The organism is Pseudomonas sp. KCJK9111 (assembly GCF_046231935.1).
In the GTDB taxonomy this organism is placed as follows: domain Bacteria; phylum Pseudomonadota; class Gammaproteobacteria; order Pseudomonadales; family Pseudomonadaceae; genus Aquipseudomonas; species Aquipseudomonas parafulva_B.
In genome coordinates this window covers 93933-113531 of the sequence record NZ_JBJJMO010000004.1, presented here as the reverse complement: position 1 = coordinate 113531, position 19599 = coordinate 93933, and the positions used below count along the sequence as shown (strand labels likewise).

Here is a 19599-nt window from a genome sequence, read left to right as displayed (position 1 = left end):
GTGTCAGTTCTCCAGTACGCTCAGCAGGCCAAGGGGCAGGGGCACGTCCATGACGCGGTCGAACAGCCAGTAGAGGAAGAGGCTCATGCCGACCACGACGATGGCGCTGTGCAGCCAGCGACCGCCATACAGGCGAGCCATGGGCACACCGGCCAGGATGGCGCTGAGGATGAAGCCAAGGGATTCGAAGGTGGCCGCGAAGATCAGCAGCAGGCCGATACAGGCGGCGATCTTGGTCAAGGTCGCCTTGTCCAGCGCCGGCTCGTCGTCCTTGTGCACGATCGGCGTGGGGCGGATCGCCATGTACAGCAAGCCCAGGCTCATCAGGCCGAGCATCAGCAGCGGGTAGGCACGCGGGCCTACCGGCTCATAGGAAAACGCCGCCTGATAAGGCCAGGCCATCACGGCCAGGGCGGCGCAGACGGCCAGCAGAATCAGGGCGAAGATGCGTTGCAGGATCATGGAGGAATCCTCGGTAAGTAGCGATGGGAGCGGCACACCCGTGAACCTGGGCCAAGGCCCAGGCTAGGCACGGCAGCGTCTGCCTGCTCCCGCCAGGAAAGCCCAGCGGTCTGGATTACTGGACCAGGCCGAATTCCTTGGCCAGCATCTTGTAGTCAGCGACTTGCTTCTTGACGTAGCCATCGAGCTCTTCACCCGTCATGGCGAAGGGGAACAGTTCGCGCTGGTCACGCAACTTGGCGAAGTCTTCGGAGGCCAGCATCTTGTCGAACGATGCTTTCCACCAGGCGTAGTCTTCGTCGCTCACTTTCGGGCCGAGGTAGAAGCCGCGCACCACAGGCCAGACGATGTCGTAGCCCTGCTCCTTGGCAGTGGGGATGTCCTTCATGGCCGGGTCGTCCAGGCGCTTTTCCGAAAACACGGCCAGCAGGCGCATGTTGCCGCTCTCGATGTGCGGCATGGAGTCGGAAATGTCGGTGGAGCCTACCTGGATATGGCCACCGAGCAGTGCCGTGGCAATTTCGCCGCCGCCTTCGAGTGCCACGTAGCGCAGGTCGCGTGGGTTGATGCCGGCAGCCTTGGCGATCAGGGCGGTTTGCATCCAGTCCTGGCTGCCTACGGTGCCGCCGGAACCGATCACCACCTTGCTCGGGTCTTTCTTCAGGGCGGCGACCAGGTCGTCTAGGGTCTTGTAGGGCGAGTCATTCTTGACTGCGATCGCGCCGTAGCTGGTGCCGACGGCAGCCAGCCATTTCACTGCATTTTCGTCGAAGCGACCGAACTTGCCCTGGGCCAGGTTCAGCAGCGAACCACTCGACCAGGCCACCAGGGTCCCGGCATCGGCTGGGCGCTGGGCCACCACGGCGTTGTAGGCCACGGCGCCGACACCGCCCGGCATGTAGGTCACGCGCATGGGCTTGCTCAGAATCTTTTCCTGCACCAGGGCGCTTTGCACCAGCTTGCAGGTCAGGTCGAAGCCACCGCCAGGCGAGGCCGGGGCGATGCACTCGGGGCGTTTGGGTTCGGCGGCCAGGGCATTGCCTGCCAGTAGCAGGCAGCCGGTTGCCAGTACGATACGGCGCAGTGAAAAGGTCATGGTCTATCTCCGTAGGCGTTGTTGTTATCGGGTTACCACAGGGCGACGCTGTAGCTCACCAGCAGCCGCACTTCGTCGGCGTCACGGGCGAAATTGGAGCGGAAGGTCGCGTTTCGCAGGCGCACCGCCACGTTCTTGAGCGGGCCGTTCTGCACCACGTATTTCAGCTCGGTATCGCGTTCCCATTCCTTGCCCTCGCCACCACTGGCACGGCTGACGTTGTCGCCGCTGATGTAGCGGGTCAGGAACGTCAGGCCAGGCACGCCGAGTGCGGCAAAGTTGTAGTCGTAGCGGGCCTGCCAGGAGCGCTCGTCGGCATTGGCGAAGTCGTTGATCTGGACGAAGTTGACCAGGTATGGGTCGGCACCATCGACATAGGGGAACGCGCTGTCGCCGGTCAGCTGCTGCCAGCCGGCGCTGAACTTGTGCCCGCCCAAGGCATAACTGACCATGCCGTTGAAGGTGGTGTTGTCGATGCTGCCGGCCCTGGCAGCGCCTGCGTCATCGCTCAGCGCCAGGCGCAGGTCGAAGGCCAGTGCGCCTGGGCCCACGGCTTGGGTGGCGAGCAGGCCGATGAAGTGCTGGCGGTAGATGTCGTCCAGTTGGGCAAAGTGGTAGCTGCCGGTCAGCTGGTCGTTGAACTGGTAGTCCAGCCCGGCCAGGGACAGGTTGTCTGCGCTGAACGAGCCACCGAAGCGGCCGTTCTTGTTGTTCAGTGCCAGGTCTTCCCAGTTGGTGTCGTCACGGTCCTTGGCCTTGTCCAGGCGCCCGCCGGTGAAGGTCAGGCCCTTGATTTCCTTGGAGGTGAGCAGCCCGCCTTCGAACGTCTGCGGCAGAATGCGGCCATCGTTGGGGCGCAGGGTGGGCAGGGAAGGGATCAGCGTGCCGATCTTGAGTTCGGTTTTGGAAATCTTGGCCTTGGCGGTCAGGCCGAGCTTTGAGTACTCGTCGGCAGCCTTGCCGTTGTCATGGGTCGGCAGCAGGCCGCTGCCGGTACGGTCTGGGCTTGAATCGAGCTTGATGCCCATCATGCCGAGCGCATCTACGCCGAAGCCTACGGTGCCTTCGGTATAACCGGATTCGAGGTTGAGCATGAACCCCTGGGCCCATTCGTCGCGCTTGGATTGTTGCGCACTGGTGCCATCGCGAAAGTCGCGATTGAAGTACATGTTGCGGGTTTCGAAGGTGGCCGTGCTGTCTTCGAAGAAGGCGGCCTGGCTGAGCGGGGCGACGCCGGCGAGCGCGAGGGCGCTGGCAATGGCGCTGGGGCGTGCGGCAAAGGAACGAGCAGGTGCGAATGCCTGCGGCTGCAATGACAGCATCGTTGTGGCTCCGTTTCTTGTTCTTATTCGATTGCACCTTGCTGGTGCTTTATTCGGCGCTCGGGGCGACCGTGGTGCGATGCTAGGTAACGAACCTTTCGCTAACCTTTCAGCGTGAAAGGTTTGTCGAGCCGGCTTCACAGGTCGCCGCGGCGGGGTACACTCCGCGCCATCGCCCCACCGAACAGGGACAATCCGATGCGTGTGTTGCTGGTAGAAGACCATCTGCAATTGGCTGACAGCGTGGCCCAGGCCCTGAAAGGTCTAGGCCTGACGGTGGATGTGCTGCATGACGGGGTAGCTGCCGACCTTGCGCTTGGCAGTGAGGACTACGCCGTGGCCGTGCTCGACGTGGGCTTGCCGCGTATGGATGGCTTCGAGGTGCTGGCACGCTTGCGCGGGCGTGGCAAGACCGTGCCGGTGCTGATGCTCACCGCCCGTAGCGACGTCAAGGATAGGGTCCATGGCCTTAACCTGGGGGCTGACGATTACCTGGCCAAGCCGTTCGAGTTGACCGAGCTTGAGGCACGGGTCAAGGCGCTGCTGCGCCGTAGTGTGCTGGGGGGCGAGCGCCAGCAGCGCTGCGGGCCGCTGGTGTATGACCTCGATACCCGGCGGTTCACCTTGGGTGAAGCGCCGTTGTCCCTGACCTCCCGCGAGCAGGGGGTGCTCGAAGCCTTGATTGCCCGGCCGGGCCGGGTGATGAGCAAGGAACAGTTGGCGGCCCAGGTGTTCGGCCTGGACGAGGACGCCAGCCCCGATGCCATCGAGATCTACGTCCATCGCCTGCGCAAGAAGCTCGATGGTCATCCGGTGGCCATCGTCACCTTCCGCGGCCTGGGTTACCTGCTCGAGCATCGCGATGCGTGAAAACATCAGCCTGCGTGGGCGCCTGCTGGGCAATCTGGCGTTGCTGCTGGTGGTCCTGATGCTGGCCAGTGGGCTCAGTGCCTACTGGAACGGCCGTGAGGCAGCGGACACCGCCTACGACCGGACCCTGCTGGCGTCCGCCCGCACCATCGCCGCGGGCCTGTCGCAACGCGACGGCTCGCTGAGCGCAGATGTGCCCTATGTGGCGCTCGATACCTTTGCCTACGACAGCGCTGGACGCATCTACTACCAAGTCCTGGACATCAACCAGCGGCTGATTTCAGGGTATGAAAAGCTGCCGCCTCCGCCGCCTGGCACCCCGCGCACGGATGACTATCCCGCCCTGGCGCGATTCTATGACGCGACGTATCTGGGACAGAACGTGCGAGTGGTCAGCCTGCTCAAAGCGGTGAGCGAGCCGAACATGAACGGCATGGCGGAAATCCGCGTGGCCGAAACGGATGAGGCACGGGTGAGCATGGCCCGCGGCCTGATGGGCGATACGTTGCTGCGCCTGGGCATGTTGGCCCTGGGCGCTTTGGTGATGGTGTGGTTTGCCGTCAGTGCGGCGCTGCGACCGCTCGAGCGCCTGCGCACAGCGGTCGAAGAGCGCCAGCCGGACGATCTGCGCCCGTTGCCGGTTGTGCAGGTGCAGCCTGAGCTGCGGCCATTGGTAGGGGCGCTCAACCATTTCACCGAACGTCTGCGTGCACAGTTCGAGCGCCAGGCGCAGTTCATCGCCGATGCTGCCCACGAGCTGCGTACGCCCTTGGCGGCGCTCAAGGCGCGGGTGGAGCTGGGTTTGCGCGCCAGTGAACCGCAGCAGTGGCATCAAACGCTGGAAGCGGCGGCCCAGGGCACCGACAAATTGACGCACCTGGCCAACCAGTTGCTTTCACTGGCACGTGTGGAAAACGGCGCGCGCGCAATCGCCGAGGGGGGCGCTCAGCGCTTGGACCTCAGCCAGCTGGCGCGCGAGCTGGGCATGGCCATGGCGCCGTTGGCGCACAACCGCGGGGTTGCGCTGGCCCTCGAGGCGCAGGCGCCGGTATGGCTCAAGGGCGAGCCAACGTTGCTCAACGAGCTGTTGAGCAACTTGGTCGACAATGCCCTGGCCCACACCCCCAAGGGTGGCAACGTCATCCTGCGCGTGCTCGCGCCTGCGGTGCTCGAGGTGGAAGACGACGGTCCCGGCATTCCAGAGGCCGAGCGCGAGCGGGTGTTCGAGCGTTTCTATCGCCGTAGCGCCCAGGGCAGCGGGTTGGGCCTTGCGATCGTGGGAGAGATCTGCCGGGCTCACCTGGCGCAGATCAGCCTGCATGATGGTGACAACGGCGGGCTGCGCGTGCGGGTGAGTTTCATCGCTGACTGAGCGCTGGCGGCCGCAGTAGCCGGCGGCCAGACAGTGTGAAGCCCTCAGTACAACAAGCTTCGGGCTTCGAGCAGGTCCTCGGCGCGCAGCTCGCTGCCCATGGGCAAGCCCAGGTGTCGGTAGGCTGGCAAGGCTGCCAGCGGCCTTTCCCGACCACGTTGGCTGACACAGCGAGCGATCTGGACCACATCGATGTAGTCGATGCGGTCGGTCTGCCGATCCAGGTCTTGGACCAGGCCAGGCAGCTTGACCAGCTGTTCGGGGAACTCCCAGGCCTTGAGTATCTTGTCGCCCAGGACGGGCTGGATCAGTTCGATGACATGGTGCAGGCAGACCGGATCGGACAGCAGTTCGTTGTGCTCCTCGGCGTAGATCAGTACCGGCAGCGCGCCGATCTGGTTGACCAGGCCGCCCAGTGCCGCCTGATCAGGCTTGAGCCGCGTGTAGCGCCGGGCCAACTCGTAGCTCATCCCCGCGACTTCGAGGCTGTTGGCCCAGATTTCGCGCAGTTTCTGCTCCACGGCAGGCGAGCGCGCATGGAAGATCTGCTCGATGACCAGGCCGATGGCCAGGTTGCAGCTGTAGTTGATGCCCAGCCGGGTTATCGCCGTGTGCAGCTCGGTCACCTCGACCGTGGCTCGCAGCAGCGGGCTGTTGACCACCTTGATCAGGCGTGCCGACAAGGCGGCATCGCGGCCGATCACCCGGCTCAAGGCTGCCACGCTGATCTCGCTGTCTTCCGCAGCCTCGCGGATGCTCAAGGCAACCTCAGGCAGAGTCGGAAGTACCAGGTCATCCTTTTCAATGGCATCCAGCAATTGCGTCTGGACCATTTCGGCCAGCTTGTTCATGGACATGTCTACCGCAGTGGTGAAGCGGCCCCGCTGTCAAGGCAGGGCGGGGCTGGTCAGCGCTGGATTTCCCTGTCGCGGTCCAGTTCGTAAGGCAGGGGCAGCACCTGCAGGCGCGGGCCTTCGAGATGACCCAAGTGCAGGTTGCCATCTTCCACGGCATCGGCTGCGATCACGGCGAGCAGTTCACAGCCAGTGCCGGTACTGGCCGCCATCACCACGTCGCCCACCGAGGAGCCATGCACGGGGGAGAACAGCTGCTCCCCGGGTGCCGGCAGGGCTTGCTGATCGATGGCCAGGCGGTACATGCGACGCTTGAGCTTGCCCAGGTACTGCATGCGCGCAACGATTTCCTGGCCGGTGTAGCACCCTTTCTTGAAGCTGACACCATCGACGGCTTGCAGGTTGATCATTTGCGGAATGAACTGCTCGCGGGTAGGGCCCAGCACCTGGCCGATGCCGGCGCGTATCTGCCCCAGCAGCCATGGGGTGAGGTCACCTTCGGGCAACATGCTGGCCAGGGTCTTGCGCACCTCGCCTGCCAGCTCCGCCGGTGCCCAGAGCTCAGCGCGGCCTGTGCTGACCGTTACAGCGATCAGCCCTTCTCGCCGTGCAGTGCTGCCGGCTTCAGGTGCCAGTTCCAAACCCAGCGCGGCAAGCGCTGCCTGGCCGTCGTGCAGGCCGAAACGCACCCAGGCGGCGCTCTCGTCGGTCAGGGTGGCCTTGGAGAATACGGCGTACTTCTTCAGGTCGGCCAGTTGCGGCTCCAGCAGTTCACTGGCCATGGCCAGGAGGTAACCGTTGCCTTCGGGCAGAATCCTGAAACTGGACTGCATGCGCCCCTTGACCATGCAACGTGCGCCAAAGCTGGCGTATTCGGGGCTGAGGTAGTTGATGTTGCAGGTCAGCTGGCCCTGCAGGAACTTGCCTGCATCGGAGCCGCGGACAGCGAGAATGCCTTCGTGGGACAGAGGGCAGAAGAAAGCGGTATCGGCCATGGGTCATCGCGGTGGCTTAAAGTCTGGGGCCATCATAGAACGCCGGTAACAAAATAGGTAGGTGACTTAGACCAACAGCTGGCTGTCGCTTCGCGCGACTGACTGTATACTGGCGGGCCACTCGAGGAGGGCCCCATGGTCGAACAAACTGAACTCAACCGGCTTTTCTGGCACAGCCGCCGAGGCATGCTGGAACTGGACGTCCTGCTGGTGCCTTTCACCCAGGAGGTCTACCCCACCCTCAACGAAGCCGATCGTCAGTTGTATGTTCGGCTGCTGAGCTGCGAGGACCAGGACATGTTCGGCTGGTTCATGGAGCGTACCGAGTCTGAGGACCCGGAGTTGCAGCGCATGGTTCGCATCATCCTGGACCGTGTCCAACCCAAGTGAGTGGTTCGAATGCCGCTGGCAGGGCTCACGCCTGTTGCTGGCGGCCTACCTGATCTGCCAGGTACTCGCCTGGTTTACCGTGCTTGTCAGCCCGTTACCGTCCTGGTTGGGGTTGCTGGTGATCGCCGCGTGCATTGGCCATGCGGCCTGGACCATTCCGCGTCGTATTCTGTTGACCCATGTTCAGGCTGTCACCGGGCTGCGCCGTGATGGGGCCGGCTGGTGGGTGTTTTCCCGCGCTCGGGGGTGGCAGCCGGTACGGCTGTGTCGTGACAGCATCGCGTTGCCGTCGCTCGTGGTGCTGAGATTCATCCCTGTTGGGGCTTGGTGGGGGCGCAGCCAGTGTGTGCCCAGGGATGCGCTTGGGACAGATGAGCATCGGCGTTTGCGGGTAAGGTTGAAGTTCAGCCGCAGGCGCTGGGTGGCGCCCATACAGTCCTAACGACCGAGCCGAGCGCCGCGTCTGCTCGCTCTTGCTCTTGCTCTTGCTTCTAAGCGCGCGGTAGCCCAGGCGCCGCAGATCGCGACTTCAGGAGGCCGAGCGCAGGGCTTGCGGAGGGAGGTGACAGGCATGGATGCCTGTCAAGCGCTGGGCCCCAGGATGGGGCCTGCAGCGCGGTCCTCCCGGGAGCAAGCCCGGAGCGAGGGAACCCCGGAGCGCAGCGCAGGGGCCGGATGATAGGAGCAGGCGGTTTTTGCTTACTTTTTGACAAGACCCTCCATGTCAGGATAGTTGTCGCCCCGTTCAACAGATGGAGGGCTAGGACTGTCCCATGAAGCAACGACGTTATACCGCTGAGGAAAAAGCCTGGGCGCTGGAGCAAATGTCGGCACCGATCAGCCGTACGGTCGTAGAGCTGGCCAAGCAAACGGGCATCACTGCTGTCACACTCAGGACTTGGCGTAACGAAGCCAAGACCCAAGGAGCACAGATGGCAGGAACAGGTAAGCGCAACGGGCGCTGGAGCAGCGCTGACAAGTTCAGAGCAGTGCTCCAAACAGCCGCAATGAGCGAGGCAGAGATTTCGGCATACTGCCGTAGCGCAGGCATTGTGCCGGCGGACTTGGTGTTGTGGCGTACGGCGTGTGAGCAAGCCAATACGCCTACCCAGCAGGAACCCGCCAAAGATATTGCTTCGGTCAAGCGTATTGAGCAATTGGAGCGTGAGCTGCGGCGCAAAGAAAAGGCTTTGGCAGAAACAGCAGCGTTGTTGGTGCTGCGAAAAAAGGCCAATGCGATCTGGGGCAAGGGCGAGGACGAATGACCAGCGCCGCAGATCGCACCACTGCCCTTGAGTTGATCGATGCGGCTATCGAGTCAGGCGCTCGTCAGCGTGCAGCCTGCACAGAGCTGGGCATCACCGAGCGCACCTTGCAGCGGTGGCGCAACCAACCTAAAGACCGGCGGCCTGAAACGAGTCGCCCAACGCCGGCCAACAAACTGAGCGAGCAGGAGCGGCTGGCGGTTCTGGCAGCAGCCAACCGTCCTGACTGTGCAGGCCTCACTCCACATGAAATCGTGCCGAAGTTGGCAGATGAAGGCCTTTACTTGGCCTCAGAATCCACCTTTTATCGAGTGCTCAAGTCAGCAGGCCAGGCACATCGGCGTGGGCGCGGCAGAAAGCCCCAAGCCAGACCGCTTACAACGCACAGGGCAGACGGCCCGAACCAGGTTTGGTGCTGGGATATCACCTGGCTGCCCAGCACAGTCAAAGGCCGTTACTTCTACTGGTACATGGTCAAAGATATCTACAGCCGCAAGCTGGTCATGAATGAGGTACACGAGGCAGAGAGCGCTGAACATGCCAGCGTCTTGCTGGAACGTGCCTGTCTGCGTGAAGCAATCGGCCCGGAAACATTGGTGCTTCATTCAGACAATGGCAGTGCGATGAAAGGCGCGACAATGTTGGCCGCTCTGCGTGATCTGGGTGTGCTGCCATCGTTCAGCCGCCCGCGGGTCAGCAACGATAACGCCTATGCCGAAGCCTTGTTCCGCACGGCCAAGTACTGCTCGCGATGGCCAAGCCTGCCATTTGGATCACTGGACGAGGCTCGGGTATGGGTCATGGAGTTTGCTGCCTGGTACAACAATGAACACCGCCATAGCGCGCTTAAATACGTCACTCCTGCGCAGCGACATGGGAGGCAGGATGCTGCTGCGCTGAATCAGCGTGAACGGGTGTACGAGGCGGCTCAGCGTGGGAATCCAGAACGCTGGGCTCGAGGAATCCGTAGCTGGAAGCTGCCTGGCCATGTGTATCTGAATCGTGAGCGAGATGCCCAGCAGCAAGTCGGTTAGGCAAAACACGACAACTACCTTGACACATACCGTCTTGTCAAAAAGTAAGCAAAAACCGCCTGCTCCTATCATCCGGCCCCTGCGCTGCGCTCCGGGGTCCCCTCGCTCCGGGCTTGCTCCCGGGAGGACCGCGCTGCAGGCCCCATCCTGGGGCCCAGCGCTTGACAGGCATCCATGCCTGTCACCTCCCTCCGCAAGCCCTGCGCTCGGCCTCCTGAAGTCGCGATCTGCGGCGCCTGGGCTACCGCGCGCTTAGAAGCAAAAGCCAAAGCCAAAGCAACAGCAACAGCAACAGCAACAGCTCGATTTATAGGGGCTGGTCTGGATGAAGGCCGTACGGGTCACGCCTGGCTCGGCCTCATTAGACCCTCACCGCCCCTTCAAATCAACCCGCCGCAAATGACACGTCACCTCTTCACGATCGTGATACAGCTGCTTGCACGCAATCAGCACCCTCACCTTCCGGGCCTTGAATGTCGCCTCCATGCGATCGAGCAACCGCCGCACCTCAGCATAACGCTGCTTCATCGGCAGCTTCAGGTTCACCACCGCCTCGCGGCACAACCCCTCCCCCAACCACGTCTCGATCAAGGCCGTCGTCCGCGCCGGTTTCTCGACGATGTCGCACACCATCCAATCCACCGGGTGCTTGGGCTGCCAGGTAAAGCCATCGGCCATCAAATGCTGGACAAGCCCCGTGTCCATCAGGCTCTCGGCCATCGGACCATTGTCGATGGCGGTCACCAACATGCCCCGCCGTACCAGCTGATACGTCCACCCACCCGGTGAGGCCCCCAGGTCGACACCGGTCATGTCATCGCCCAGCCGCTGCTCCCACTGCTCGCGTGGAATGAACTGATGCCAGGCCTCCTCCAGCTTCAAGGTCGAGCGACTGGGCGCTTCACGGGGGAATTTCAAGCGGGGAATGCCCATCGGCCATAAGGCACTGTTGTCAGCAAAAGCCTGCCCGACGAACACCCGGCGGCCACTGATGAACGTCAACAGCAGTCGTGGGCGATTCGGGTCATCCACCAGGCGACCGGCGTTTTCCAACGCCTTGCGCAATGGGGTTTCGAACTTGCGGCAGAACGTCGACAGTTCCTTGCCCTGGTTGCTGTCGAGCACCTCCAGCCACAGGCTGCCGAACACCGGCTGGTCGGCAAGGTACGCCAACAACACGCTGATACGATCGCTCTCGGGCAACTCGATGAACGCGCCACGCGCCCACTGCCTTGGGAAAATCAGCTGGTTGAACCGCACTGCCTGCATCAAGCGCTCGGCACCGCCTTGCTCGCTGCAGACGAACTCGGCGCTGGCGCTGCCAGGCTTGCCTTTGGCATAGCCGGCAATCCCCAGGCGGGCGGCATGTTCACTGATTTCGGCGCACACCTCACCCTCGAAGCCGGGCCGGCAATGCATGAACAGGGTTTCCATCTCTCACTCCACGACGGCTGGCGCGACACAGGCGCCGGCAGGGCGGCGATGATAAAGGAAGATCGGAACCTGGGACATGCCCCGCTGGTCCAGAAAAGGGTCAGGTCAGGCAAACAGGACTAACCTGACCATTCAGTCGGACCCGTGCCGTGCGGGCCTGTACACAGCGGTGCCACCGGCAGCCCTTCGAGACGTTGCCGGGCACCGGCTCAGAAGGAGTTGGCAATGCCCTCGCTCGATAGCCTGAATACCCTCACGTCGCTCGATGTCGGTGACAAGACCTATCACTACTTCAGCCTTCCGAAAGCTGCTCGGCAGCTCGGGGACCTGCAGCAATTGCCCATGTCGCTCAAGGTGCTGCTGGAGAACCTGCTGCGCTGGGAGGACGGCAAGACCGTTACCGGTGAAGACCTGCAGGCACTGGCCCAGTGGCTCGTTGAAAAGCGCTCGGACCGCGAAATCCAGTACCGCCCCGCGCGTGTACTGATGCAAGACTTCACCGGCGTGCCAGCCGTGGTGGACCTCGCTGCCATGCGCGCGGCCATGGCCAAGGCTGGCGGCGATCCCCAGCGCATCAACCCGCTCTCGCCTGTGGACCTGGTGATCGACCACTCCGTGATGGTTGATCGATACGGGACACCGCAGGCCTTTGGCGAGAACGTCGACATCGAGATGCAACGCAACGGCGAGCGCTATGCGTTCCTGCGTTGGGGCCAGAGTGCCTTCGATAACTTCAGTGTGGTACCGCCTGGTACAGGCATCTGCCACCAGGTGAACCTCGAATACCTGGGGCGTACCGTGTGGACCCGCGAAGCCGACGGCCGCACCTATGCCTTCCCGGACACGCTGGTCGGCACCGACTCCCACACCACCATGATCAACGGCCTGGGCGTGCTGGGCTGGGGCGTGGGGGGCATCGAGGCGGAGGCCGCCATGCTTGGCCAGCCTGTGTCGATGCTGATCCCACAGGTCATCGGCTTCAAGCTCACGGGCAAGCTGCGCGAAGGGATCACAGCCACCGATCTTGTCCTGACGGTCACCCAGATACTGCGCAAGAAAGGCGTGGTAGGTAAGTTCGTGGAGTTCTATGGCGACGGTCTGGCCGAACTGCCCTTGGCTGACCGCGCCACCATTGCCAACATGGCTCCGGAGTACGGCGCGACCTGTGGCTTCTTCCCCGTCGATCAAGTGACGCTGGATTACCTGCGCCTGTCGGGTCGACCTGAAGCAACCGTGCAACTGGTCGAGGCCTACTGCAAGGCTCAGGGGTTGTGGCGCCTGCCTGGGCAGGAGCCCATCTTCAGCGACACGCTGGCGCTGGACATGGATGAGGTTGAGTCCAGCCTGGCCGGCCCCAAGCGTCCGCAAGACCGGGTTGCCCTAGCCCAGGTCAAGCAGGCGTTCGAACAGTTCGTCGAGCTGCAACCCAAACCTGCCGCCAAAGAAGTCGGCAGGCTTGAGAGCGAGGGCGGGGGTGGCGTTGCCGTGGGCAATGCCGATCAGGCGGGTGAAGCCGACTACAGTCACCAAGGCCAGACCCACACCCTGCGCGACGGCGCCGTGGTCATTGCGGCCATCACTTCCTGCACCAACACCTCCAACCCCAGTGTGATGATGGCGGCCGGGCTTGTGGCCAAGAAAGCCCTCGAGAAAGGTTTGCAGCGCAAGCCATGGGTGAAAAGCTCGCTGGCACCGGGGTCCAAGGTGGTCACCGAATACTTCGAGGCGGCCGGTCTGACGCCCTACCTCGACGAGCTCGGGTTTGATCTCGTCGGTTATGGCTGCACCACCTGCATCGGCAACTCAGGCCCCTTGGACGAGCCTATCGAAAACGCCATCAGCAGCGCCGACCTGACCGTCGCCTCGGTGTTATCCGGCAACCGTAACTTCGAAGGACGCGTGCATCCACTGGTCAAGACAAACTGGCTCGCCTCACCGCCTCTGGTCGTGGCTTATGCACTGGCTGGTAGCGTGAAAGTCGACCTGACCCAGGATCCATTGGGCACCGACAAGCACGGGCAGCCGGTCTATCTGAAGGACATATGGCCTAGCCAGCAAGAAGTCGCCGAGGCTGTGGCCAAGGTAAGCACGGCCATGTTCCACAAGGAATATGCCGAAGTGTTCGCGGGCGACGAGCAGTGGCAGGCTATCGAAGTGCCTGAGGCTGCCACGTACGTATGGCAAGAGGACTCGACCTACATTCAGCACCCCCCTTTCTTCGAAGGTATCGAAGGACCGGCGCCTCGGATCACCGATATCCACAACGCCCGCATCCTGGCTTTGCTGGGCGACTCGGTCACAACGGACCACATCTCTCCGGCCGGCAATATCAAGGCCGATAGCCCTGCGGGTCGTTATCTGCGCGAGAAGGGTGTGGAGCCTCGCGATTTCAACTCCTACGGGTCAAGGCGCGGCAACCATGAAGTCATGATGCGCGGTACGTTCGCCAATATTCGCATCCGCAACGAGATGCTTGCAGGCGAAGAAGGCGGCAATACCGTGCATGTGCCAAGCGGCGAGAAACTCTCGATCTACGACGCCGCCATGCGCTACCAGCAGCAAGGCACGCCCCTGGTGGTGATCGCCGGCCAGGAATACGGCACAGGCTCCAGCCGCGACTGGGCTGCCAAGGGCACGAATTTACTTGGCGTGAAGGCAGTGCTGGCCGAAAGCTTCGAGCGTATTCACCGCTCCAATCTGGTTGGCATGGGCGTGCTGCCGTTGCAGTTCAAGACAGGCCAGGACCGTAAACAACTCGGCCTGACGGGTAGAGAGCAGATCGATATCACTGGCCTGGAGGGGGCTGCCATTGTGCCGGGCATGAGCCTGGCACTGACCATCCTCCGCGAAGACGGCACGAAGGAGCAGATCGACGTGCTCTGCCGGATCGACACCCTCAATGAAGTGGAGTACTTCAAGGCGGGTGGGATCCTGCACTACGTGCTGCGTCAGTTGATCGCCGCGTAGGCCCCGCGCGGGTGCCAGTCTGTGCGCAGGCTGGCACCCTCCGTCTTCCAGTCTGCCCTTGCTAGCCTCCCCTCCACCAAAGTACCTGTGAAAATCGCAGTGGGAACCGACCGCGAAATGCCAGTAGCCCACCCGTATCTGCCATGCACTGCCATGGGTCAATTCCTGGAAATATTCCCTCAATAAAGCGCGCACCGTGCCGATACCAGTCCAAAGCCCTGCGGACATCCTAGCCATGCGCAACAACCAGCCCATTACCCAGAGAGAACGGACTTTCCCTGCCAAGCAGCGGTTGATTTCCACCACCAATGCCAAAGGCGTGATCACTTACTGCAACGATGCCTTCATCGAAATCAGTGGTTTCACCCGCGATGAATTGATGGGCGCAGCGCACAACCTGGTGCGTCATCCTGATGTGCCGCCTGCCGTATTTGCTCACATGTGGCAGACCCTCAAGCAGGGCCTGCCCTGGATGGGCATCGTCAAAAACCGCTGCAAGTCGGGTGACCACTACTGGGTCAATGCGTACGTCACACCGATTTTCGACAACAATCAGGTCGTCGGCTTCGAGTCGGTGCGCGTCAAGCCCACTGCCGAGCAAATTCGCCGGGCCGAGGCCCTGTACCAGCGTATCAACCAAGGCAAGCCTGCTGTGCCGCGGCGTGATCGTTGGTTACCCGTGTTGCAGGACTGGTTGCCATTCATCCTGATCAGCCAGATAGGCTTCCTCATCGGCAACTGGCTCGGACACTCATGGGGTTTTGCCTTGGCGGCAGCGTTGTCGGTCCCCCTGGGCCTGCTCGGCCTGACCTGGCAACAACGTGGGCTCAAGCGCTTGTTGCGCCTGGCCGAACAGACCACTTCCGATCCACTGATTGCGCAGATGTATACCGACAGCCGCGGCGTGCAGGCGCGCCTGGAAATGGCCATGCTCAGCCAGGATGCCCGGATGAAGACCTGCCTGACACGGTTGCAGGACAGCGCCGAGCACCTGAGCGATCAGGCGCGTCAGTCAGACGAGCTGGCGCATATGAGTTCATCAGGCCTGGAGCGCCAGCGTGTGGAAACCGAACAGGTCGCTGCCGCAGTGAACCAGATGGCCGCCACCACCCAGGAGGTGGCCAACCATGTACAACGCACCGCCGATGCGACCCAGCAGGCCAATCGCTTGACAGGCCAGGGCCGTCAAATTGCCGGTGAAACCCGGGCAGCCATCGAACGCTTGTCAGCGGCAGTTGGAGAAACTGGGCAGACCGTGACGCAATTGGCCAAGGACAGCGACGAGATCGGCGGTGTGGTCGATGTCATCAAGGGCATTGCCGACCAGACCAACTTGCTGGCGTTGAACGCCGCCATCGAAGCGGCACGGGCAGGCGAAATGGGCCGGGGCTTCGCCGTGGTTGCCGACGAAGTGCGGCAGCTGGCCCAGCGCACGGCTGAATCGACCGGGCAGATTCACGGCCTGATCGCCAAGCTCCAGCAAACTGCCAGCAACGCCGTGACGACCATGGAAAGCGGGCACCGCCAGGCCCAGGAAGGTGTCGATCGGGTCATGCAGGCTGACGAGGCGCTAGTGGGCATCAGTGAAGCCGTGGCGAACATCACCGACATGGCCACGCAAATTGCCGCTGCGACCGAGGAACAGACTGCGGTGGCCGACGAGATCAGCCGTAACATCAGCACCATTGCCGACCTGGCCGACCAAACTGCTGAGCAGGCACAGCACTCGGCAGTGCTGAGTGAGGCCCTTAACAGCACGGCCGGTAGCCAATATTCACTGGTGGAGCGGTTCAACCGCTAGATCGGATAGCCCGCGCGGGGTCGGCATCGTCGACCCTTTGCATGATCAACGCTACCAGTCAAGCCGCAGACGGGTTTCGAAATGACGGGCCTGCCCGGTCAACGGATCATCGAAACTCAGGCTTTGCGCCAGCAATTTCAGCGGCCGTTGATAGTCATCCTCTACATCAAGCAATGCCGGGTAGAACGGGTCGTTACTGATGCCTGCTCCCAAAGCTGCCATGTGTACCCGCAGCTGATGCGTCTTGCCCGTGATGGGCGAGAGTTCATACCGCCACTGCTCCTCGTTCTTTTCCAATACGCGGGCGTGCGTCTCACTGTTGGCCGGCCCTTGCACCTCATGCATGCGAAAGAACGGCTCTCCGTGTTCCAGGCGGCTGCGGTGCACCAGGGGGAAGGTATGTTGCCCAAGCGCTGCAGCAATGGCCTGATAGCGTTTCTCGATCCGCCGCTCTGGAAACAAGCGCTGGTAAGCGCTGCGTGACTCAGGGTTGGCCGAGAACAGCACCAGCCCCGCCGTGTGCCGGTCAATGCGGTGCAGGGGCACCAGGTGCGGATTGTCCAGCCGATGGATGAGACGGCGCAGCAAGGTCTGCTCCACGTACTCACCCCCAGGGGTGACCGGCAGAAAATGGGGTTTGTCAGCTACCACCAGGTGTTCGTCCACATGCAATATCACTTCCTGCACGGGAATCACTCGCTCGTTCGGCACTTCGCGAAAATAGTGCAGACGCAGACCGCGCTTGTAGGGATGACCGGCCGAAATAGCCTGGCCGTCCGCGCCCAGCACCCGTCCCCGGGCAAAACGGTCCACCCACTGGCTACGGTCAATGGCCTTGAAGTGATCGCACAAGCAATCGAGCACCGTATCCCATGGACCAGGAGGCAGACATACCGTGCTGGCTTGCAGTCGGGCGGGGTCGAATGGAGTCATCGTCGGGCTCGGAACCTGGCTTGGCGGCGTATTATCCTTCAAGCCCCGCCGATCAGCCAGCCTGGGCCAGCGACTCGCTGCGCGCCTTGAGCCAGCGCAGCACCTGGACAGGCTCCCAGCGGCTGGGGTCGTACAGCGCATACACCAGCCCTTCATAACCCACCACATCCAGCCCACGGTGGTAGCCAGCCCGCTGGAACAGCGCCTCGACCTCTGCAAAGCAGGTGTTGAAGTGCACCTTGCCGAAAGGCGTGCGGTCGTCGGTGACCAGACCTTCAAGCCGAAGCTCCAGGACAGCATCGGCCACCCTGTCGATGGGCATCCGATTGACGCTGTACTTCAATTGCTCGACGTTGAGCATGGGCTCACCTTGATACTGTATTTATGTACAGCATACGAACATCCTTCCGTTGCCGTCAATCCGTCTCATACCAGACCCGTGAGGTAACCCGCTCCCTTGCGCAGGGTGAGCACCTGTCGGCGTGGAATGCCAGGGGTTACAGACAGGTGCACCCAGCGGTCGTATTCCAGTATGAGCTGATCGAACGCGATCGGGCTTGTGCTGATGCGGTGCACCGTGTCCCTGGGAGAACGCTCGACGACCGTGAAGTCAGCGGCGAGCCCCTGCATGTGCTGGCTATTGGAGGCGCCGCCGAGCAACCGGTTGACTTGCTCGCTGCGGTATCCGCTGCTGATGACGATCGGCGCGTTCCATAGGGCACGCACCTGTTCAAGGGTTTCGCACAGCAGACGAAGATTGTCGATGATTGCTTGGGAAGGCGTGTTATCAACATTGTTCCGGGCCGCGACCTGGGAGACGGTCATTTCGTAGAGGGTGAAATGTGGGGTGAGCAACATGACGTTCAGATCCGATGACAGAAGGCGAAGTCGACACTCAGGCTGCGCCCAGTGCCTGAGTCGGATCATCGTATTGATGTTTCTGCAATGGAGCAGGGTCACAGCTCCACTAGGGGTTTGGGTGCCTCAAAAAGGCCGCTACTTGTTCGGCATCGAAAGGCCAAAGCAATTCCGCCGCATTGTCGCGACGTCTCAGCACGGGGATTGCAAGGCCATAACGCTCGAACAGCGCGTCGCTTTCGGCGATGTCGACCAGTTCGACGAGCAATCCATGATCGACAAAAGGCATCAGTATGGCCTCAGCCACCTCGCACAAATGACAACCCAAGGTGCTGAACAGCTGGCATTCAGGCAACATGGCACATATCCTCACTCAGTTGCACAGGCCGTTATTCTATGCCGCCCTACTGACGTCTGCATCTGTTGAGTATCAGTCCTGGCTCGTAGCGCCTATCCGGTGCAAGGACAAATCTGCCCCCTCAAACTCTTGTTCGTGACTGAGCCGCAAGCCAAGTACCTTGCGGATCACGCCATAGACGGCCAGGCTTCCCAGCAGCGCCACGGCTGCACCGGCCAGGCTTCCCAGCAATTGGCTGTAAACGCTGACCCCACCCAGCCCCCCCATCCAGACCTGCCCAAAAATACCGCAGGCGACACCGCCCCATACCCCACACAACCCATGCAGGGGCCACACACCCAGAACATCATCGATCTTCCAGCGGTTCTGTGCGGCGGTGAATGCCCACACGAACAGAACTCCGGCCACCAGACCCGTAGCCAGCGCGCCCACGGGATGCATGATGTCGGAGCCTGCGCAAATGGCGACCAGCCCTGCCAGCGGGCCGTTGTGCAGAAACCCTGGGTCGTTGCGACCCACCAGCAGCGCGGCCAGCGTGCCGCCAACCATGGCCATTAATGAATTTATAGCGACCAGGCCGCTGATGCCCTGCAAGGTTTGTGCACTCATCACGTTGAAGCCGAACCAGCCGATGATCAGTATCCACGAGCCCAAGGCCAGAAACGGGATGCTCGAGGGCGCGAACGCGACCAATCGCCCCTCACGATAGCGCCCGCGCCTGGGGCCCAGTAGCACAACCGCAGCCAGCGCCAGCCAGCCGCCCATGGCATGTACCACCACCGAGCCGGCAAAATCATGGAACGGCGCACCAACATGCACCTGTAACCACGCTTGGACGCCAAAGTTGCCATTCCACACTATCCCCTCGAAAAAGGGATACACCAGTGCCACGATCAATGCCGTGGCGCACAGTTGCGGTGCAAACCGCGCTCGCTCCGCAATCCCGCCAGAGATGATCGCCGGTATGGCAGCTGCGAACGTCAGAAGGAAAAAGCACTTGACCAAGGCGTAGCCATTATCGGCCGCCAGGGTTACGGCAGGCTGGAAAAACGCAACGCCGTAGGCCACCCAATAGCCGACGAAGAAATAGGCGATCGCCGACACGGCGAAATCGCTCAGAATCTTGGACAGGGCGTTGACCTGATTTTTGTAGCGTACGGTGCCGACCTCAAGAAACGCGAAGCCGGCATGCATGGCGAGCACCAGAATGGCGCCCACCAGTATGAACAACGTATTTGAACCGTTGACCTGAGACTGAATCGCGCTTGAAGTCATATCCATGAAGCAGCAGCACCTGTCGGCGGCACCAACAATGCTCAGTCGACCCCCACCCTGCACCGCTTCAGTGCCTGGCAAGGCGGTTATGGGCACTTGCCACGAATGGACGGGAGCCCAATCTGGCAGTCTGGGCAATTTGGGTTAATGTTTAGGCGTGGCGGGTGGCACGCGCCCCGAAGCAGCGCAGCGCGTTCAGAGGGCGCCCTGCAACGATGCATTAACCAAGCAAAGCCTGTACCAGTGTGGTGACTTGAACCTTCCAGTAGCCACGTCACTCGAAGTACCAACATCAACCGACAGGGAGAGACAC

Annotated in this window: 18 protein-coding genes; 7 read left to right on the top strand and 11 right to left on the bottom strand. The window is 62.0% G+C overall.

The window, feature by feature from the left end:
* Positions 1-3 precede the first annotated feature (3 nt).
* The 3 genes from ACK59L_RS03275 to ACK59L_RS03265 form a co-directional block, all read right to left on the bottom strand.
* Complete coding sequence (locus ACK59L_RS03275; RefSeq protein ID WP_058603193.1) at positions 4-462, bottom strand: tripartite tricarboxylate transporter TctB family protein; 459 nt, start codon at positions 460-462, stop codon at positions 4-6.
* 115 nt (positions 463-577) lie between these two features.
* Positions 578-1558 (bottom strand): tripartite tricarboxylate transporter substrate binding protein, encoded by a 981-nt coding sequence (locus tag ACK59L_RS03270; RefSeq protein ID WP_196129101.1) that lies wholly within the window; start codon positions 1556-1558, stop codon positions 578-580.
* A 32-nt stretch (positions 1559-1590) separates the two neighbouring features.
* Positions 1591-2880: an OprD family porin gene (locus ACK59L_RS03265; RefSeq protein ID WP_409271834.1), complete on the bottom strand. Its 1290-nt coding sequence runs from the start codon at positions 2878-2880 to the stop codon at positions 1591-1593.
* A gap of 198 nt (positions 2881-3078) precedes the next feature.
* Here ACK59L_RS03265 and ACK59L_RS03260 point away from each other — a divergent pair, with 198 nt between their 5' ends.
* Positions 3079-3750 (top strand): response regulator, encoded by a 672-nt coding sequence (locus tag ACK59L_RS03260; protein ID WP_078478079.1) that lies wholly within the window; start codon positions 3079-3081, stop codon positions 3748-3750.
* A complete protein-coding gene (locus ACK59L_RS03255) occupies positions 3743-5122 on the top strand; it encodes a sensor histidine kinase (RefSeq protein WP_058639953.1) in 1380 nt (459 codons plus the stop codon). Before ACK59L_RS03260 ends, ACK59L_RS03255 begins: the two co-directional genes overlap by 8 nt.
* 44 nt (positions 5123-5166) lie before the next feature.
* Here ACK59L_RS03255 and ACK59L_RS03250 read toward each other — a convergent pair whose 3' ends face one another.
* Positions 5167-5973 carry an HDOD domain-containing protein gene (locus ACK59L_RS03250; RefSeq protein WP_409271831.1) on the bottom strand — a complete coding sequence of 269 codons (807 nt, stop codon included), beginning with the start codon at positions 5971-5973 and terminating at the stop codon, positions 5167-5169.
* 56 nt (positions 5974-6029) lie between these two features.
* Positions 6030-6971, bottom strand: coding sequence for a YgfZ/GcvT domain-containing protein (locus ACK59L_RS03245; RefSeq protein ID WP_409271829.1), 942 nt, complete (start codon positions 6969-6971; stop codon positions 6030-6032).
* A 135-nt stretch (positions 6972-7106) separates the two neighbouring features.
* On the opposite strand from ACK59L_RS03245, the gene ACK59L_RS03240 reads away from it, so the two are divergent.
* The 3 genes from ACK59L_RS03240 (at position 7107) to ACK59L_RS03230 (ending at position 9660) form a co-directional block, all read left to right on the top strand.
* Positions 7107-7361, top strand: coding sequence for a succinate dehydrogenase assembly factor 2 (locus ACK59L_RS03240; RefSeq protein ID WP_058603186.1), 255 nt, complete (start codon positions 7107-7109; stop codon positions 7359-7361).
* Positions 7345-7803 (top strand): protein YgfX, encoded by a 459-nt coding sequence (locus ACK59L_RS03235; protein ID WP_409271827.1) that lies wholly within the window; start codon positions 7345-7347, stop codon positions 7801-7803. Before ACK59L_RS03240 ends, ACK59L_RS03235 begins: the two co-directional genes overlap by 17 nt.
* A 331-nt stretch (positions 7804-8134) precedes the next feature.
* A protein-coding gene (locus ACK59L_RS03230) for an IS3 family transposase (protein ID WP_409271825.1) occupies positions 8135-9660 on the top strand; the annotation gives its coding sequence in 2 pieces (ribosomal slippage) (positions 8135-8594 and positions 8594-9660; 1527 coding nt in all).
* 369 nt (positions 9661-10029) lie between these two features.
* Here the strand turns inward: ACK59L_RS03230 and rlmM are convergent.
* Positions 10030-11094 (bottom strand): 23S rRNA (cytidine(2498)-2'-O)-methyltransferase RlmM, encoded by a 1065-nt coding sequence (gene rlmM / locus ACK59L_RS03225; protein ID WP_409271823.1) that lies wholly within the window; start codon positions 11092-11094, stop codon positions 10030-10032.
* Positions 11095-11319: 225 nt separating this feature from the next.
* On the opposite strand from rlmM, the gene acnA reads away from it, so the two are divergent.
* Positions 11320-14061, top strand: coding sequence for an aconitate hydratase AcnA (gene acnA / locus ACK59L_RS03220; RefSeq protein WP_409271821.1), 2742 nt, complete (start codon positions 11320-11322; stop codon positions 14059-14061).
* 235 nt (positions 14062-14296) lie between these two features.
* Positions 14297-15862, top strand: coding sequence for a PAS domain-containing methyl-accepting chemotaxis protein (locus tag ACK59L_RS03215; RefSeq protein WP_058604537.1), 1566 nt, complete (start codon positions 14297-14299; stop codon positions 15860-15862).
* Positions 15863-15913: 51 nt separating this feature from the next.
* Here the strand turns inward: ACK59L_RS03215 and ACK59L_RS03210 are convergent, their stop codons facing one another.
* The 5 genes from ACK59L_RS03210 to ACK59L_RS03190 all read right to left on the bottom strand — a co-directional run bounded on the left by ACK59L_RS03210 (position 15914) and on the right by ACK59L_RS03190 (position 19292).
* Positions 15914-16795, bottom strand: a complete 882-nt coding sequence (locus tag ACK59L_RS03210) for a pseudouridine synthase (protein ID WP_409271818.1) — start codon at positions 16793-16795, stop codon at positions 15914-15916.
* A 52-nt stretch (positions 16796-16847) separates the two neighbouring features.
* Positions 16848-17156, bottom strand: a complete 309-nt coding sequence (locus ACK59L_RS03205) for a hypothetical protein (RefSeq protein ID WP_058604535.1) — start codon at positions 17154-17156, stop codon at positions 16848-16850.
* Positions 17157-17221: 65 nt separating this feature from the next.
* The gene (locus tag ACK59L_RS03200) at positions 17222-17653 is read right to left on the bottom strand and encodes a D-Ala-D-Ala carboxypeptidase family metallohydrolase (RefSeq protein WP_409271816.1); all 432 of its coding nucleotides are present in this window, start codon (positions 17651-17653) and stop codon (positions 17222-17224) included.
* Positions 17654-17762: 109 nt separating this feature from the next.
* On the bottom strand, positions 17763-18011 hold the full coding sequence (locus ACK59L_RS03195; protein WP_196136300.1) for a glutaredoxin family protein: 249 nt from the start codon (positions 18009-18011) through the stop codon (positions 17763-17765).
* A 72-nt stretch (positions 18012-18083) separates the two neighbouring features.
* A complete protein-coding gene (locus ACK59L_RS03190; RefSeq protein ID WP_409271813.1) occupies positions 18084-19292 on the bottom strand; it encodes an ammonium transporter in 1209 nt (402 codons plus the stop codon).
* Positions 19293-19599 lie beyond the last annotated feature (307 nt).